The organism is Rugosimonospora acidiphila, assembly GCF_039543385.1.
GTDB lineage: Bacteria > Actinomycetota > Actinomycetes > Mycobacteriales > Micromonosporaceae > Rugosimonospora > Rugosimonospora acidiphila.
Genome location: NZ_BAABJQ010000001.1, coordinates 491,951 through 507,456 on the forward strand (window position 1 = coordinate 491,951; position 15,506 = coordinate 507,456).

Annotated in this window: 17 protein-coding genes; 16 read left to right on the forward strand and 1 reads right to left on the reverse strand. The window is 72.1% G+C overall.

Features of this window, described 5'->3' with window-relative positions; translation table 11 throughout:
* The first annotated feature begins 26 nt into the window (after window positions 1-26).
* Both ABEA87_RS02460 and ABEA87_RS02465 read left to right on the forward strand, forming a co-directional pair.
* Entirely contained in the window at window positions 27-389 is a 363-nt protein-coding gene (locus tag ABEA87_RS02460; RefSeq protein WP_345625776.1) for a DUF742 domain-containing protein, read from the forward strand.
* Window positions 370-978, forward strand: coding sequence for a GTP-binding protein (locus tag ABEA87_RS02465; protein WP_345625566.1), 609 nt, complete (start codon window positions 370-372; stop codon window positions 976-978). Before ABEA87_RS02460 ends, ABEA87_RS02465 begins: the two co-directional genes overlap by 20 nt.
* A gap of 123 nt (window positions 979-1,101) precedes the next feature.
* Here ABEA87_RS02465 and ABEA87_RS02470 read toward each other — a convergent pair whose 3' ends face one another.
* Complete coding sequence (locus ABEA87_RS02470) at window positions 1,102-2,313, reverse strand: uroporphyrinogen-III synthase (RefSeq protein WP_345625568.1); 1,212 nt, start codon at window positions 2,311-2,313, stop codon at window positions 1,102-1,104.
* A gap of 1,129 nt (window positions 2,314-3,442) precedes the next feature.
* On the opposite strand from ABEA87_RS02470, the gene rplM reads away from it, so the two are divergent.
* The 14 genes from rplM (at window position 3,443) to ABEA87_RS02540 (ending at window position 15,476) form a co-directional block, all read left to right on the forward strand.
* The gene (gene rplM / locus ABEA87_RS02475; protein ID WP_345625570.1) at window positions 3,443-3,886 is read left to right on the forward strand and encodes a 50S ribosomal protein L13; all 444 of its coding nucleotides are present in this window, start codon (window positions 3,443-3,445) and stop codon (window positions 3,884-3,886) included.
* A gap of 35 nt (window positions 3,887-3,921) precedes the next feature.
* On the forward strand, window positions 3,922-4,395 hold the full coding sequence (rpsI, locus tag ABEA87_RS02480) for a 30S ribosomal protein S9 (RefSeq protein ID WP_425570730.1): 474 nt from the start codon (window positions 3,922-3,924) through the stop codon (window positions 4,393-4,395).
* Window positions 4,396-4,483: 88 nt separating this feature from the next.
* Window positions 4,484-5,824, forward strand: a complete 1,341-nt coding sequence (gene glmM / locus ABEA87_RS02485) for a phosphoglucosamine mutase (protein WP_345625572.1) — start codon at window positions 4,484-4,486, stop codon at window positions 5,822-5,824.
* 178 nt (window positions 5,825-6,002) lie between these two features.
* The gene (gene glmS / locus ABEA87_RS02490) at window positions 6,003-7,928 is read left to right on the forward strand and encodes a glutamine--fructose-6-phosphate transaminase (isomerizing) (RefSeq protein WP_345625574.1); all 1,926 of its coding nucleotides are present in this window, start codon (window positions 6,003-6,005) and stop codon (window positions 7,926-7,928) included.
* A gap of 83 nt (window positions 7,929-8,011) precedes the next feature.
* Complete coding sequence (locus tag ABEA87_RS02495; RefSeq protein ID WP_345625576.1) at window positions 8,012-8,410, forward strand: holo-ACP synthase; 399 nt, start codon at window positions 8,012-8,014, stop codon at window positions 8,408-8,410.
* Between the two features lie 118 nt (window positions 8,411-8,528).
* A complete protein-coding gene (locus tag ABEA87_RS02500; RefSeq protein ID WP_345625779.1) occupies window positions 8,529-9,929 on the forward strand; it encodes an NAD(P)H-hydrate dehydratase in 1,401 nt (466 codons plus the stop codon).
* Window positions 9,930-10,029: 100 nt separating this feature from the next.
* Window positions 10,030-11,151, forward strand: coding sequence for an alanine racemase (alr, locus tag ABEA87_RS02505; RefSeq protein ID WP_345625578.1), 1,122 nt, complete (start codon window positions 10,030-10,032; stop codon window positions 11,149-11,151).
* Window positions 11,148-12,266 (forward strand): alpha/beta fold hydrolase, encoded by a 1,119-nt coding sequence (locus tag ABEA87_RS02510; protein WP_345625579.1) that lies wholly within the window; start codon window positions 11,148-11,150, stop codon window positions 12,264-12,266. Before alr ends, ABEA87_RS02510 begins: the two co-directional genes overlap by 4 nt.
* A 1-nt stretch (window position 12,267) precedes the next feature.
* The gene (locus ABEA87_RS02515; RefSeq protein WP_345625581.1) at window positions 12,268-12,414 is read left to right on the forward strand and encodes a hypothetical protein; all 147 of its coding nucleotides are present in this window, start codon (window positions 12,268-12,270) and stop codon (window positions 12,412-12,414) included.
* Window positions 12,411-12,869 carry a tRNA (adenosine(37)-N6)-threonylcarbamoyltransferase complex ATPase subunit type 1 TsaE gene (gene tsaE / locus ABEA87_RS02520; RefSeq protein ID WP_345625583.1) on the forward strand — a complete coding sequence of 153 codons (459 nt, stop codon included), beginning with the start codon at window positions 12,411-12,413 and terminating at the stop codon, window positions 12,867-12,869. The genes ABEA87_RS02515 and tsaE overlap by 4 nt, the downstream gene beginning before the upstream one ends.
* 100 nt (window positions 12,870-12,969) lie before the next feature.
* On the forward strand, window positions 12,970-13,710 hold the full coding sequence (tsaB, locus tag ABEA87_RS02525; RefSeq protein ID WP_345625585.1) for a tRNA (adenosine(37)-N6)-threonylcarbamoyltransferase complex dimerization subunit type 1 TsaB: 741 nt from the start codon (window positions 12,970-12,972) through the stop codon (window positions 13,708-13,710).
* Window positions 13,707-14,153 carry a ribosomal protein S18-alanine N-acetyltransferase gene (rimI, locus tag ABEA87_RS02530; RefSeq protein ID WP_425570716.1) on the forward strand — a complete coding sequence of 149 codons (447 nt, stop codon included), beginning with the start codon at window positions 13,707-13,709 and terminating at the stop codon, window positions 14,151-14,153. The genes tsaB and rimI overlap by 4 nt, the downstream gene beginning before the upstream one ends.
* Window positions 14,146-15,210, forward strand: coding sequence for a tRNA (adenosine(37)-N6)-threonylcarbamoyltransferase complex transferase subunit TsaD (tsaD, locus tag ABEA87_RS02535; RefSeq protein ID WP_345625587.1), 1,065 nt, complete (start codon window positions 14,146-14,148; stop codon window positions 15,208-15,210). The genes rimI and tsaD overlap by 8 nt, the downstream gene beginning before the upstream one ends.
* An 11-nt stretch (window positions 15,211-15,221) precedes the next feature.
* On the forward strand, window positions 15,222-15,476 hold the full coding sequence (locus ABEA87_RS02540; RefSeq protein ID WP_345625589.1) for a hypothetical protein: 255 nt from the start codon (window positions 15,222-15,224) through the stop codon (window positions 15,474-15,476).
* Window positions 15,477-15,506 lie beyond the last annotated feature (30 nt).

The window sequence follows — 15,506 nt, forward strand, 5'->3', positions numbered from 1 at the left end:
GCTAAAGGAAGGGGGTGAGGGAGGCCATGGAGAGATCCAACGAGGACCCGCGCGGGGCGTTGGTCCGGCCGTACGCGGTCACCCGTGGTCGTACCGAACCCCAGCGCGACATCGCCATCGAGGCGATTTTGTTGACCACGCAGCGCGGTCAGCAAGAAGCCCGGTTCGCCGGGCGTGACAAACAAGCAATCGCCTCCCTGTGTGACGGGCGTGCGCAGTCGCTGGCGGAGATCGCCGCGTACACGCGGCTTCCGCTCGGCGTCTCCCGGGTGCTCGTCGCCGACATGGTCGCCGACGGCCTGCTCGCCCTGCATGAGGTGGCGCAGGCACATGACGACGACCGTATGCAGCTGCTGGAAAGGGTGTTGAGTGGACTTCGGAGGCTCTGACCCCGCGCGCCGGGCGCAGTCCGCGATCCGATCGGCGAAGATCGTGATCGCGGGGGGGTTCGGCGTTGGCAAGACCACGCTCGTCGGATCGGTCTCGGAGATCACGCCGCTGACCACCGAGGCGGTGATGACCACGGCCGGTGTCGGCATCGACGATCCGTCGAAGGTGCCGGGCAAGGGAACCACCACCGTCGCCATGGACTTCGGCCGTATCACCATGGCCGAGGACCTGATCCTGTACCTGTTCGGTACGCCCGGGCAGACCCGGTTCTGGTTCATGTGGGACGAGATCATCCGGGGCGCGTTGGGGGCCGCGGTACTCGTCGACACGCGGCGGATCACCGACAGCTTCGCGCCGATCGACTTCTTCGAGAGCCGTCGGTTGCCGTACCTGGTGGCGGTGAACTGCTTCGACGGGGCGCCGCGGTACGCCGCGGACGAGGTGCGCGAGGCCCTGGCGATCGGGCCGGACGTGCCGCTGGTGCTCTGCGACGCCCGTCAGCGTGAATCGGTGAAGTCGATCCTGATCACGGTGGTCGAGCACGCGATCGCCTCGCTTCGCGTGGAGTTGGCACGGGCGGGCCGCTAGGGCCCGTCCTGCCGGCCGGCGGCGACCCCAACCGCCGCTCCGGCCGGTCCTCGAACGCCTGGATACGAACCGGTATCCAGGCGTTTCGTGATCTCCAGGGACCCCGACCGCGCGGGGCGGCCCTCAGTCGACGCGGAGCCGGTACCCGCGTTTGATCACCGTCTGTACGAACGTCGAGCCACCGAGTGCGGCACGCAGCCGGGCCACCGCCATCTCGACGGCATGCTCGTCCGCTCCTCTCGGCAGCGAGGTGAGCAGCGCGGCCCGGGACAGCACCCGGCCCGGCGTGGCGGCGAGCGCGCGCAGCACCGCCATCGGGGCGGGAGCCAACGGTCGCAGGGCTCCGTCGACCATCGCGGCGTGCCCGCGCAGGACCAACTCCCGCCCGGCCACCCGGATCGTCGGGGCCCGCCCGGGCAGTTCCCGGACGAGCGCGCCGACCAGCCCGGTCAGCCGGGCCCGTCCCGGCGTCACGACCGGTACGCCGCGACGGGTCAGCGGTACCGCGTCGACCGGCCCGAGGCAGGCGGCCACCACGTCGGTGGCCAGCGCGGCGAGGAGCGCGTCGGTGTCCGTACCGGCCAGTCGTAGCAGCGCGCCCACGGCCGGTGCGGAGGTGAACGCGATCGCGTCCACGAGCCGGCTCAGGCCGAGGTCGACCAGGCGGCGCAGCGGGGTCGGGTCGGCCGGCGGAACCCAGCGGTGCAGCGGAACCTCGATGACCTCCGCACCCGCCTCGATCAGAGCCGCGCACAGCTCCGGCAGGGGTTCGCCGTGCAGCTGTACGGCGACCCGGGCGCCCGCGACGCCGCGCCGTGGCAGCCCCATCAGCGGGTCGTCGCCGCGCCGTGGCGGCCGCATCAGCGGGTCGTGGCCGCGTCGAGGCAGCCCGGCCAGCGGGTCGTCGTCCCACCCGTCGCCCGGGGCCCGGCCGACCGCCGGCTCCGGGCCGTCGGCGACCAGGCACGCGGGGCCGAGGGCGGCCCGCAGCCCCTCGCCCAGCCCCCAGCCCTCGGCGGCCCGCAACCACCCACGCAGCCCGAGCCCGGTACGGACGATCACGACATCGGGCGGCCTCTTCACCAGGGACATCGTGGTGGCGCGCAGTTCCTGGTCCTCGGCCAGCGGCACGATGCGCAGGGCGGGCGCCAGCACCACCCGGGCACCGTGGCGCTCCAGCATCGCGGCCAGCCCGTCGCGACAGCGGTCGGCCGCGACGGCGACGGTGAACCCGGACAGCGGCTCGGGCGTGCTCGTTCCCCGGCCCTCCGGCGCCGTGACGCGGGGCGCTGCCGTGACGCGGGGCGCTGCCGTGACGCCCTCCGGCGCTGCCATGGCGCCCTCCAGCGCTGCCGTGGCGCCCGCTGGCGGTGGCGCTGGCGTGGCGTGGGCCGGCGCCGGTGCGCCAGGTGTGGCGGCGTCCCGGGGGCCGGTTGCCTGGTCGTCCGGGGGCGTCGCCGGTTCCATGGGTGTCACGGTGCCGTCCGGCCGTTTCGGCGACGCTTCTCGATTGTTTCCGACCTGCTAAGACCGGTTCACCCCATTGGCCGGGGTGGCGCATCGGGTTGGCCGGGGTGGCCCATCGGCGGACCGGCGGCGCGTCGAGACCAGCCGGGGCTCGGCCTGCTCAGGCGCGATCGAGGCGGACCGTCATCACCGGGGTGGATGCGACGGCGAAGGGTGGGAGGGCGCAGGGTGGGAGGAGCTGCGGCGCGCCGGGGCGGTCGTCCATGGGGCCCGACCGGCGCCATCCTTGGCGTCGATCCGCTCCCAGGCCACGCCTGCGCATTCGGTCGGTCCCCCCGCCGGGGCGCGCCGCAACTCCTCCGGTACGGCGGCCGGTTCGACGTCGGAACCGGTGCCGCACCTCAGCCGAGTGGCCAACTCGGCGATCACCCCCGGGTCCGTCCCAAGCCCCAGGGGTGGCTGTGCGGGGGCCCCTGCGAAGGGTTGGGGCCCCCGGGTCGGTGGCGTGGTCGATGGGTTCGACCGTCGCGTTGTGGCCGTGCCCGCGCGGCGGCGACGCGGCGTACCGCGCGGTGCGGTACGGGGGTCGGATCGCGGCGGGCATGAGGTAAGAGTGCCGGCGCTCGATTTCCTCGCGGCTTCTCCGGTGTTTCCGGACCGCTAAGTCCCGGTGACGCGGCCGCTCGGCGGGGGCAAATGGGATCAAAAAGGGAGGCCCGGCCGGGGTCCGGCCGCGGCGCGAGCGAGCGTCCAATCGCCTTTTCGGGGCGCTGAGCAGGGGCGATCCCCGAGTTTGACCCTGTTGCCGGGCACCGGGTATCGTTGCCTGCTGTTGTGCGATTGTTCAGGCGTTTCCGCGTGCGGGCACGCTCTATCCTTGCGCTTTACACTCGCGCGATCGCACAAACACCGAAACGTCGGCCGAGAGATCGGCTGGTCGAACCTGTGGCGCATACCGCCGCCGGGGCGGGCCGGCCATATGAGGACAGGTAGACCTGTGGGTACGTACAGCCCCAAGCCGGGTGAGATCGAGCGTCGCTGGCACGTGATCGATGCCTCCGATGTCGTGCTGGGCCGCCTGGCGACCCACGCCGCGACACTGCTGCGCGGAAAGCACAAGCCGACCTTCGCGCCGCACGTGGACACTGGCGACTTCGTCATCGTGATCAACGCCGGCAGGGTCGCGCTGACCGGTAACAAGCGCCAGACCAAGGTTGCCTACCGGCACTCCGGTTACCCGGGCGGTCTCAAGGCCGTCGGCTACGAGGAGCTGCTGACCAAGCGCCCAGAGCGGGCCATCGAGCTGGCCGTCAAGGGCATGCTGCCGCACAACCGGCTGGGTCGGCAGCTGATCAAGAAGCTGAAGGTGTACGCCGGTGCCGAGCACCCGCACGCCGCCCAGCAGCCGCAGCCATTCGAGATCAAGCAGGTCGCCCAGTGAGCGAGCAGGCCGTGGGTGCCGACGAGGAAAGCGTGATGACCGACACCAACAGCTCCGTCGAGGCCGTGCCGGCCGCGACCGCCACCGCGACCAAGGCGCAGCCGACCGACGGCGTGCGCCGGGAACGCCCGATCCAGACCGTGGGTCGCCGCAAGGAGGCGATCGTCCGGGTTCGGATCGTCCCCGGTACCGGTGAGTTCACCCTCAACCGCAGGGCCATCGAGAACTACTTCCCGAGCAAGGTTCACCAGCAGCTGGTCCGTGAGCCGCTGGCGATCACCGAGCGGCTCGAGAGCCTGGACGTCTTCGCCAACCTGCGGGGCGGCGGGATCACCGGCCAGGCCGGTGCACTCCGGCTGGCCATCGCCCGGGCCCTGTGCGACCTGGACCCCGATCTGCGTCCGGCGCTGAAGAAGGCCGGGTTCCTGACGCGTGACGCCCGCGTTACCGAAAGTAAGAAGTATGGTCTGAAGAAGGCGCGTAAGGCCCCGCAGTACTCCAAGCGCTGACCTCTTTGTTTGCCCGAACTCCGGCCGGGCACGCTGCCTCTCATGGGAGGCAGCGTGCCCGGTTCTTTCTTTTCAGGAGGTAACCCAGATGGGTCGGCTTTTTGGTACCGACGGCGTACGTGGCCGGGCGAACGCGGATCTCACGCCCGAGCTAGCGCTGTCCCTCGCCGTCTCGGCGGCGCACACCCTTGCCGAACGAGATCGCAGCCACCCGCCCGTGGCGATGGTCGGTCGCGACCCCCGGGCCAGCGGGGAGATGCTGGAGGCCGCCGTGGTGGCCGGGCTGGCCAGCGCGGGTGCGACCGTGATCCGGCTCGGGGTGCTGCCCACGCCGGGCGTGGCGTACCTGGTCAGCGACGCGCGCGCGGACCTGGGCGTGATGATTTCGGCCTCGCACAACCCGATGCCGGACAACGGGATCAAGCTGTTCGCCGCGGGCGGGCACAAGCTGCCCGACGACATCGAGGACGCGATCGAGGCCGGGCTGGGTGCGCCCTTCGACCGGCCGACCGGCGCGCGGGTGGGTCGGGTGCACGATCTGATCGATGGCGTTGAGCACTACGTGAACCACCTGGTCGACAGCGTGCCGCACCGGCTCGACGGCTTGACCGTGGTGGTGGACTGCGCCAACGGGGCGGCGTCGGACGTGGCGCCGGCCGCGTACGAGCGGGCCGGTGCCCGGGTGATCGCGATCCACGCGGAGCCCGATGGGCTCAACATCAACGACGGCTGCGGTTCCACGCACCTGTCGGCGGTCCGGGCGGCGGTCCTGGAACACGGCGCCGACCTGGGCATCGCGCACGACGGTGACGCGGACCGGTGCCTCGCGGTCACGTCGACCGGCGAGGAGATCGACGGCGATCAGATCATGGCGATCCTGGCACTGGCCATGCAGGAGGCCGGCACGCTCACCAACGACACGCTGGTGGCGACCGTGATGAGCAACCTGGGCCTGCGGCTGGCGATGTCCGCGGCCGGGGTGCGGCTGGTCGAGACCAAGGTCGGCGACCGGTACGTGCTGGAGGCGCTGCGCAGCGGCCGGTTCACGCTGGGCGGCGAGCAGAGCGGGCACGTGGTCATGCCGGACCACGCCACGACCGGTGACGGCATCCTCACCGGCCTGCACCTGATGGCGCGGGTGGCGTCGACCGGAAAGACGCTGGCCGAGCTGGCGGCGGTGGTGACCAAGCTGCCGCAGGTGCTGATCAACGTGCCGGTCGCCGACCGGTCGTCCGCCGCCTCGGCGCCGGACGTCGAGGCGGCGGTGGCCACCGCTACTTCGGAATTGGGCGAGGAGGGACGGGTACTGCTCCGCCCCTCGGGTACCGAACAGTTGGTACGCGTGATGGTCGAGGCTCCGACCGAGGACGTGGCGGGTGCGGTCGCCGAGCGCATCGCGACCGTGGTGCGGGCCGCCAGCCCCGCCTGAGCAGACCCTGCGCTCCGGGGCGGTTCCGCCGCCCCGGAGCCGCCGCGCCGCGTCGCCCTACTACGGGGCAATTTGTCGCTATAACGCGCCATCTGAACGCATTGACGCGCAAAGCCTCTGAGCGAATGTCGGGTCTTTGCGCACAGCAGCTGCGCGAAACTCTGGTAGGGTCAAATGAGTGTGCGGCATCGTGGGATATACGGGCGCCCGCGCGGCGCTAGGCATCGTCCTTGACGGTCTTCGTCGCCTGGAGTATCGCGGGTACGACTCCGCGGGCGTGGCGGTCGTCGCCGAAGGTGGGCTGCTGGTCTGCAAGCGCGCCGGCAAGCTCGCCAACCTGGAGAAGGCGCTGTCCGAGCGCGACGACTGGCAGCCCCCGGCCCAGTCGGGCGACGGGGCCGGCCAGGGTGGCGGGGCGGCGCCGTCGCCGACCGGGATCTCCGGCGGCACCACCGCCATCGGCCACACCCGCTGGGCCACCCACGGTGGCCCGACCGACCGGAACGCCCACCCCCACCTGTCCAGCGACTGCCGGGTGGGCGTGATCCACAACGGCATCATCGAGAACTTCGCCCAGCTCCGCGACGAGTTGGAGGGGTGCGACGTCGAGTTCGCCAGCGACACCGACACCGAGTGCGTCGCGCACCTGCTGTGCCGGGAGCTGGAGCAGTCCGGCGTCGAGGACCTGGCCGAGGCGATGCGGCGGGTCTGCCGGCGGCTGGAGGGCGCGTTCACCCTCCTCGCGGTCGACGCCAACGCCCCCGACACCGTGGTCGGTGCCCGGCGCAGCTCGCCCCTGGTGGTCGGCCGCGGCGACGGCGAAAACTACCTGGCCAGTGACGTCTCCGCGTTCATCGAGCACACCCGGGACGCGATCGAGCTGGGGCAGGACCAGGTAGTGGTGATCACCCCGGACGAGGTGGTCATCACCGACTTCGCCGGCAACGTGACGGCCGGTAAGGATTTCCACATCGACTGGGACGCCTCGGCCGCCGAAAAGGGCGGGTACGACTACTTCATGCTCAAGGAGATCGCCGAGCAGCCGCAGGCGGTCGCCGAGACGCTGATCGGCCGGCTCACCGAGGCCGGCGAGATCGCCCTGGACGAGGTCCGCATCACCGACCAGGATCTCCGCGACATCGACAAGATCTTCATCGTCGCCTGCGGCACGGCGTACCACGCCGGCATGGTCGCCAAGTACGCCATCGAGCACTGGACCCGGATCCCGTGCGAGGTGGAGCTGGCCAGCGAGTTCCGGTACCGGGACCCGGTGCTCGACCGCTCCACGCTGCTGGTGGCCATCTCCCAGTCCGGCGAGACCATGGACACCCTGATGGCGCTGCGCCACGCGAAGGAGCAGAAGGCGCGGGTACTGGCCATCTGCAACACCAACGGCTCCACCATTCCGCGTGAGTCGGACGGCGTGCTGTACACCCACGCCGGGCCGGAGATCGCGGTCGCCTCGACCAAGGCGTTCCTCACCCAGCTGGTCGCCTGCTACCTGGTGGGACTGCACCTGGCACAGGTGCGGGGGATCAAGTACGCCGACGAGGTCGGTGCGGTGGTGGCGCAGCTGCAGGCGATGCCCTCCAAGGTCGAGGAGGTGCTCACCACCATGGAGCCGGTGCGGGAACTGGCCCGGGAACTCGCCAACTCGCGCAGCGTGCTGTTCATCGGACGGCACGTCGGGTACCCGGTGGCGCTGGAGGGTGCGCTCAAGCTCAAGGAGCTGGCGTACATGCACGCCGAGGGCTTCGCGGCCGGCGAGCTCAAGCACGGGCCGATCGCGCTGATCGACGAGGGCACCCCGGTCGTGTGCGTGGTTCCGTCGCCGGCCGGCCGGGGAGTGCTGCACGACAAGATCGTGTCGAACATCCAGGAGATCCGGGCGCGCGGAGCGCGCACGATCGTGATCGCCGAGGAGGGTGACGACGCGGTCCTGCCGTACGCGGACGACCTGGTCCGGGTGCCGCGCACGCCCACCCTGCTCGCGCCGCTGGTGACGACCGTGCCGCTGCAGGTACTGGCCTGCGAGATCGCGGCGTCGCGGGGACACGACGTGGACCAGCCGCGCAACCTCGCCAAGTCGGTGACCGTGGAGTGACCCGGAGGCCACTCCTCGCGCCACGCTGATCCGCCCCGACGGTTGCCGGGTGCGGATCCGGACGGGTTTCGTAGGGTGGACGGGTGATCGTGGCTGTCGGCATCGACGTCGTGCTGGTCGACCGGTTCGCCCGCGCGCTGGGGCGCACCCCGCTGCTGGCCGACCGGCTGTTCACCGAGTCGGAAAGGTCTACCCGGTCCGGCAACCAGCGCTCGGCGGAGTCCCTGGCCGCCCGGTTCGCCGCCAAGGAGGCGGTGGCCAAGGCGCTGGGCGCGCCCGCCGGGCTGCACTGGCACGACTGCGAGGTGGTCGCCGACCCGGACGGCCGGCCCTGGCTGACGGTCTCGGGAACGGTGGCGGCGGCCGCGGCGGAGAAGAACATCGGCAGGTGGCACCTGTCGCTGTCGCACGACGGCGGCATAGCCTCGGCCATGGTCGTCGCGGAGACGGGCGATCAGGACGCGGCCGGGCAGAGCCGGTGAGCGGCCATCGGAAGGGTCGACCACGCGGCGCGGTCTCGTCGCGCAGACGGAAGGGGCGGCGCCGGTGAGTAGCGGAGCCTGGCGGGTAACCGACGTGCGGGCAGCCGAAGAGGCGTTGATGGCCACCGTGCCGGCCGGCACGCTGATGCAGCGCGCCGCGGCCGGCCTCGCCCGGCGCTGCGCCCAACTGCTGGCCGACCGGTTCGGCGGGGTCTACGGGCGGCGGGTGCTGCTGCTGATCGGTGCGGGTAGCAACGGCGGGGACGCGCTCTTCGCGGGCGCGCGGCTGGCCGCCCGTGGCGTGGTGGTGCGGGCGCTGCTGCTGGACCCTGGCCGGGCGCACGCGGAGGGGCTCGCCGCGCTGCGGGCCGCCGGCGCTATCACCGTGGACTCCGCGCCGGCCGCCGTGGACCTGGTGATGGACGGCGTCGTCGGCATCGGCGGCCGGGGAGGCCTGCGCCCGGCCGCGGCCTCGGTGGTCTCGGCCGCGGCGACCGCCAACGCCTCCGACGGCGGGCGCCCGATCATGGTCGCCGTGGACGTGCCGTCCGGCGTCGATCCGGACACCGGTGAGGTACCTGGCGAGGCGGTCACCGCCGACGTCACGGTCACCTTCGGCTGCCTCAAGCCGGGACTCGTGGTGGGGGCCGGTGCGGTCCGGGCCGGCCTGGTCGACCTGGTCGACATCGGGCTGTCGCTGCCGGAGCCGCCGGTACTGCGGATCGCCGCGCAGGCGGACGTCCGGGGCTGGTGGCCGGTCGCCGGGCGGGATTCGGACAAGTACCGCCGTGGTGTGGTCGGGGTGGCCACCGGCTCGTCGACGTACCCGGGCGCCGCCGTGCTGTCGGTGGCCGGGGCGAGCGCGGGACCGGCCGGGATGGTCCGGTACGCGGGCTCGGCCGCCGACTACATCCGGCAGCGCCACCCGTCGGCCGTGGTGACCGGGAGCGTGACCGGCGCCGGGCGGGTGCAGGCGTGGGTGTGCGGGTCGGGGCTGGGTACCGACGAGCGGGCGATCGGCGAGCTGAGGGCGGTGCTGGCGGCCCCGGTACCGGTGTGCCTGGACGCGGACGCGTTGGGGCTGGTCATGCACGGGCCGGTACGGGAGCGCCTGGCGCAGCGGTCCGCGCCGACGGTGGTGACCCCGCACGATCGCGAATTCGCCCGGCTCGCCGGCGCGCCGCCGGGCGCCGACCGGGTCGCCTCGGCGCTCGGGCTGGCCGCGCAGCTGAACGTGACGGTGCTGCTCAAGGGCGACCGCACGGTGGTGGCGTCGCCGGACGGGGAGGTCTGGGTGAACCCGACGGGCACCGCGGCCCTGGCCAGCGGGGGTACCGGTGACGTGCTGGCCGGGCTGCTCGGTTCGCTGCTGGCCGGCGGCCTGAGTGCGGTGCGGGCGGCGGTGGCCGCGGCGTACGCGCACGGTATGGCCGGTCGGGCCGCAGCCGAGGACGGCCCGGTGACCTCGGCGGACGTGGCGGCCGCGCTGCGTTCGAGCGTCGGTGTCCTGCTCGCCTGATCGCGATGTCGATGGTGCGTCGAGGCCGCCTTGGTGGGGCGGTGGGGCCGGCGTCGGTGGGTACCGGCTCCCTAGGTGACCGGCCGGTAGGGTAGGGGACATGTGGCAGGCCGAGATTCGTGTCGACCTGGGGGCGATCCGGCACAACGTCACCCGGCTGCGGTCTGGCACCAGCGCCGAGGTGATGGCGGTGGTGAAGGCCGACGGGTACGGGCACGGCATGGTGCCGGTCGCCCGAGCCGCGCTCGAGGCGGGCGCCACCTGGCTCGGGGCCGCCACCGTGGAGGAGGCGCTGGCGCTGCGCGCGGCCGGGATCGAGGCGCCGGTGCTGGCCTGGCTGATCGCGCCGGGGACGCCGCTGGGCGACGCGGTGCGGGCCGGCGTGACCCTCTCGGTAGGCAGCCAGGAGGCGCTGGCCGAGGCGCTGGCCGCGGCGCGGACCGTGGGTCGGCCGGTCCGGGTACACCTGAAGGTCGACACCGGGCTGAACCGCGGCGGGGCCAAGCCGGCCGACTGGACGGCGCTGGTCGAGGCCGCGGCGCGGGCGCAGGAGGACGGCCGGCTGGAGGTGGACGGGGTGTGGAGCCACCTCGCCTGCGCGGACCTGGTGGATCACCCGAGCATCGACGCGCAACTGGCCGAATACCATGACGCGCTGGCCGTGGCGGCCCGTGCCGGGATCACGCCGCGGTACCGGCACCTGGCGAACTCCGCGGCGACGCTGACCCGACCGGACTGCCACTTCGATCTGGTGCGCGCGGGAATCGCCGTGTACGGGCTGTCTCCGGTACCCGGTGAGACGTTCGGGCTGCGCCCGGCCATGACGGTACGAGCACGCGTCATCGTGGCCAAACGGGTACCGGGCGGCGAAGGCGTCTCGTACGGCCACACGTACACCACGAAGGCGCAGACCACCCTGGCCGTCGTGCCCCTCGGGTACGGCGACGGGGTGCCCCGGCACGCGTCGAATTCGGGGCCGGTGCTGCTCGGCGGCCGCCGCCGTACCGTCGCCGGCCGGGTGTGTATGGACCAGATAGTGCTTGACTGCGGCGACGATCCGGTGCGGGCCGGCGACGTCGCGGTCCTGTTCGGGCCCGGTGATCAGGGCGAACCGACCGCCGACGACTGGGCGGACGCGGTCGGCACCATCAACTACGAGATCGTCACCCGGATGGGCGGAGTTCGCATACCGCGGGTGTACGACGGCGAGGGTGCGGAATGAGTGAGCTGGTTTCGGTGCCGTCCAGGCGCGGCCGGGTGGCGCGCCGGGCGGGCCTGCTGGGCGCGGTGGTTGGTGTGGCCGCCGCCGGGGTAGCAGCAGGTGTGGCAGCCGAACGACTTCTATTGCGCCGCCGAAGCGCGGTGGCCGCCGATCCCCTGGCGGACGAGCGCTTCGGGCACCTCCCGTACGACGAGGTCACGGTCGTCACCACGGCGGACGGGCTGGACCTGTACGTGGAGATCGTGGAGCCCGACGACGGCATCGACCTGGACTTCGGGCTGACCAGCCCGCCGGAGCCGACGCTCATCTTCGTCCACGGCTTCTGCCTGGACATGGGTACCTTCCACTTCCAGCGCACCGCGCTGACCCACCGTGGCGCGTACCGCATGGTGTTCTACGACCAGCCGGGGCACGGCCAGTCGAGCAAGCTGCGCCAGGGCGAGTACACATTGGACGCTCTCGGCGAGGCGCTCAAGCGGGTCATCGACGAGACCGTCGGCGACGGGCCGATCGTCCTGATCGGACATTCCATGGGCGGCATGACCATCATGGCCCTCGCCGAGCTGTACCCGCAGCTGTTCACCGACCAGATTCGCGGCGTCGTGTTCATCTCCACCTCGGCCGGCAAGCTGGACGAGGTCACCTTCGGCATGCCGGACTTCATGGCCAGGTTCAGCCGGCCGCTGGTACCCGTGATCACCGGTGCCGGCCGGCTGACCGGCGGGATGATCGACGCTCTGCGCCGCGCCTCGACCGACCTCGCGCAGGCGCTGACCAGGCGCTACGGGTTCGGTACCGAAAAGCCGAGTCCGGCGTTGGTGAAGTATGTGGAGCAGATGAACGCGCACACCGGGACCGAGGTGGTGGCCCGCTACCTGCGCGCGATCTACACCCACGCGCGGTACCCGGCACTGGAGGCGCTCAAGCAGACCAGGGTGCTGGTCGTCTCCGGAGACCAGGACAAACTGACCCCACCGGACCACTCGGCGGAGATCTGCCGGATACTGCCCGACGCGGAGTTCGTCCCGGTTCCCGGTGCCGGGCACCTGGCGCTGCTGGAGCGACCGAACGTGGTGAACGCCGCGCTGACGGAGTTCCTGGAGCAGGTCGACTGAGATGCTGACCGAGTGGGCCGCGCTGAGGCGCGAGGTCACCTACCACCCGTCGGCGGCGATCCGGTTCGGCCCGGGTGGTGCGCCGCTGGCCGCGCTGCGCGAGGATCCGGATTTCGCCGCCCGCTACCTGGCCGGAGTATCGCTGTGAAAACGTTGACCCTGGAGGACACCCAGGCGCTCGGCCGGCAGCTGGCCGGCGTGCTGCGCCCCGGCGACCTGGTGATCCTCAGCGGGCCGCTCGGCGCCGGCAAGACCGCACTCGCACAGGGGATCGGCGCCGGGCTGGGGGTCGACGGCGAGGTGACCTCGCCGACCTTCGTCATCGCCCGGATCCACCACGGCGGGCGGGTGCCGCTGGTGCACGCGGACGCGTACCGGCTGGGCGCCGTGAACGACCCGCTGGGCGAGGTGGACGCGCTGGACCTGGACGCCTCGCTTGAGGATTCGGTCACCCTGGTGGAATGGGGCGAGGGGATGGCCGAACAGCTCTCCGACGAGTACCTGGAAATCCGCATCGACCGGCACGACGACGAGTCGCGGGAGATCTCGCTGATTCCGCACGCGGGTGACTGGTCGACCCGGCTGGCCTCTCTTTTAAAGTGAATACCGTGTTGCATCGGTTGACGGCGGGTGGCGACTGTGTCGTGTGCTCTTCTCATGTCGCGCCCCTCTGCCTGGGCGTCCCTTCTGGTCGGGTGACGGCGTGCTGATTGTCGTGGTCGACTCGGCGACCCCCGCCATCACCGCCGCCCTCGCCACGGTGGGCGACACCGGCGTCGAGATCCTGGCGGAATCGGTCACCGTGGACTCCCGAGCGCACGGCGAACTCCTGGCCCCCGCGATCACGGCGGTGCTGGCCGAGGGCGGGGCCGCGCCCCGCGACCTCGACGCGGTTGTCGCCGGGGTCGGGCCGGGGCCGTTCACCGGCCTGCGGGTCGGGCTGGTGACCGCCGCGGCGCTCGCCGACTCGCTGAACATTCCCGCGTACGGGGTGTGCACGCTCGACGCGCTCGGCTGGGCGGTCGGCTCGGGACGGGTACTGGTGGCCACCGACGCGCGGCGCAAGGAGATCTACTGGGCGGTGTACCAGGACGGGGTCCGCCTGACCGGGCCATCCGTCAACAAGCCGGCCGAGCTGTCGGCCTCGGAGGACAACGGGTTGCTGCCGGTCGGCGACCCGGCGTCGCCCGATGCCGCCCCGGTTCTCGGCGACGGCCTGGTGCCGGATGGCATCAACGCGGCGGTCGGGGACGGGGCGCTGCGCTACGCGGACGTGCTCGGGCTGTCGGTGCTGGCCGAACCGCGCTACCCACCGGCAGCGGGCCTCGCGGCGCTGGCCGCCGAGCGGGTACGGACCAGGATGCCGAGTGAGCCGCTGACCCCGCTCTACCTGCGTCGCCCCGACGCGGTGCTGCCCGGCGCGCGCAAGTCGGCCCTGCCGTGAGCTCTGCGATCCGGCTCGAGCCGCTACGGTGGTGGCACATCGAGTCACTGTTGCCGATCGAGGTCGACCTGTTCGGTGCCGAGCAGTGGTCCGCCGCGATGTTCTGGAACGAACTGGCCAACGGCAACTTCTACCTCGTCGCCCTGGAGGGTGAGGAGATCGTGGGCTACGCCGGCCTGTCGGTCAACGGCCGGGAGGCCTGGGTGCAGAACATCGCGGTGCGGCGCGAGCGCCAACGGCACGGCGTCGGCCGCGAACTGCTGGAGGCGCTGCTGGCCGAGTCGCGCCGGCAAGGGGCGAGCGCCGTCCTGCTGGAGGTCGCGGTGAACAACGCGCCCGCGCAGCGGCTCTATGAGGATTACGGTTTCGAGCAGGTCGGTGTCCGGCGGGGGTATTACCAGCCGAGCAACACCGACGCGCTGGTGATGAGGCGAGATGACTGAGCAACGCGCCGGGCGCGACGAGCCCCTGGTACTGGGCATCGAGACGTCCTGCGACGAGACCGGCGTGGGGATCGTGCGCGGGCACACCCTGCTCGCCGACGCCGTGGCGTCCAGTGTGGACGAACACGCCCGCTTCGGCGGCGTGGTACCGGAGGTGGCCAGCCGGGCGCATCTGGAGGCGATCGTACCCACGATCCACCGCGCCCTGGCCGACGCCGGCGTCACACTGTCCGATGTGGACGCGATAGCGGTGACCGCGGGCCCCGGCCTGGCCGGTGCGCTCCTGGTCGGCGTCGCCGCGGCCAAGGGGTACGCGTTGGCCGCCGAGAAGCCCATCTACGGCGTCAACCACCTGGCAGCGCACGTCGCCGTGGACACCCTCGAACACGGCGCGCTGCCGGAACCCGCCATCGCGCTGCTGGTCTCCGGCGGCCACTCCTCGCTGCTGCTGGTCGAGGATCTGGCCCGTGGGGTGACGCCGCTCGGATCGACCATCGACGACGCCGCGGGAGAGGCGTTCGACAAGGTCGCCCGGCTGCTCGGGCTGCCCTTCCCCGGCGGTCCGCCGATCGACCGGGCCGCCCGGTCCGGCGACCCCTCCGCGATCCCGTTCCCGCGGGGGCTCTCCGCGGCCCGCGACCTGGCCGCCCACCGGTACGACTTCTCCTTCTCCGGCCTCAAGACCGCAGTCGCCAGGTGGGTCGAGGCGCGCCAGCGCGCCGGCGAACCGGTGCCGGTCGAGGACGTGGCGGCCAGCTTCCAGGAGGCCGTGTGCGACGTGCTGACCGCGAAGGCGGTCGACGCCTGCCGGGCACAGGGCGTCAACACCCTCGTGATCGGTGGCGGGGTGGCCGCCAACTCCAGGATCCGGTCGCTGGCCGAGGAGCGCTGCGCCAGGCACGGCATCACCGTCCGGGTGCCGCGCCCGAAGCTGTGTACCGACAACGGGGCGATGGTCGCCGCGCTGGGTTCCCATCTGGTCGGAGCCGGGGTGACCCCGAGCCGGCTGGACCTTCCCGCTGACTCGTCCATGCCGCTGACCACCGTCAACGTGTAAGGTGCCGCGCTGTGATCGTACGGATGTGGGAGCTGAAGGCATACCCGGAAGGCCTCGCCGACCTGCTGTCATGGCTCTGCGAGGCGGCGCTGCCCACCATCGAGATGAATCCGTTGCACGTGTCGAGCGAAGTGTTCAGCTCGACCGACAACCGGGTAGTCGTGATCAGCAAGTGGCGCAGCAGCCCGCAGTCCCTGCCCGACCCGCCCAAACACCTGGTCGCCAGGTCGCCGCACTCCTGGGACTTCACCCCAGTCGACCGGTGACGCGACCGCGCGCCTGAGTCGTTGATCCGC

Coding starts and splice junctions, on each gene's coding strand:
- ABEA87_RS02470 (WP_345625568.1), bottom strand. CDS start 2,313: ATGGCAGCGCCGGAGGGCGTCACGGCAGCGCCCCGCGTCACGGCAGCG.
- ABEA87_RS02510 (WP_345625579.1), top strand. CDS start 11,148: ATGAGTGAGCTGGTTTCGGTGCCGTCCAGGCGCGGCCGGGTGGCGCGC.
- ABEA87_RS02500 (WP_345625779.1), top strand. CDS start 8,529: ATGGCCACCGTGCCGGCCGGCACGCTGATGCAGCGCGCCGCGGCCGGC.
- ABEA87_RS02460 (WP_345625776.1), top strand. CDS start 27: ATGGAGAGATCCAACGAGGACCCGCGCGGGGCGTTGGTCCGGCCGTAC.
- glmM (WP_345625572.1), top strand. CDS start 4,484: ATGGGTCGGCTTTTTGGTACCGACGGCGTACGTGGCCGGGCGAACGCG.
- ABEA87_RS02515 (WP_345625581.1), top strand. CDS start 12,268: ATGCTGACCGAGTGGGCCGCGCTGAGGCGCGAGGTCACCTACCACCCG.
- alr (WP_345625578.1), top strand. CDS start 10,030: ATGTGGCAGGCCGAGATTCGTGTCGACCTGGGGGCGATCCGGCACAAC.
- rpsI (WP_425570730.1), top strand. CDS start 3,922: ATGACCGACACCAACAGCTCCGTCGAGGCCGTGCCGGCCGCGACCGCC.
- tsaD (WP_345625587.1), top strand. CDS start 14,146: ATGACTGAGCAACGCGCCGGGCGCGACGAGCCCCTGGTACTGGGCATC.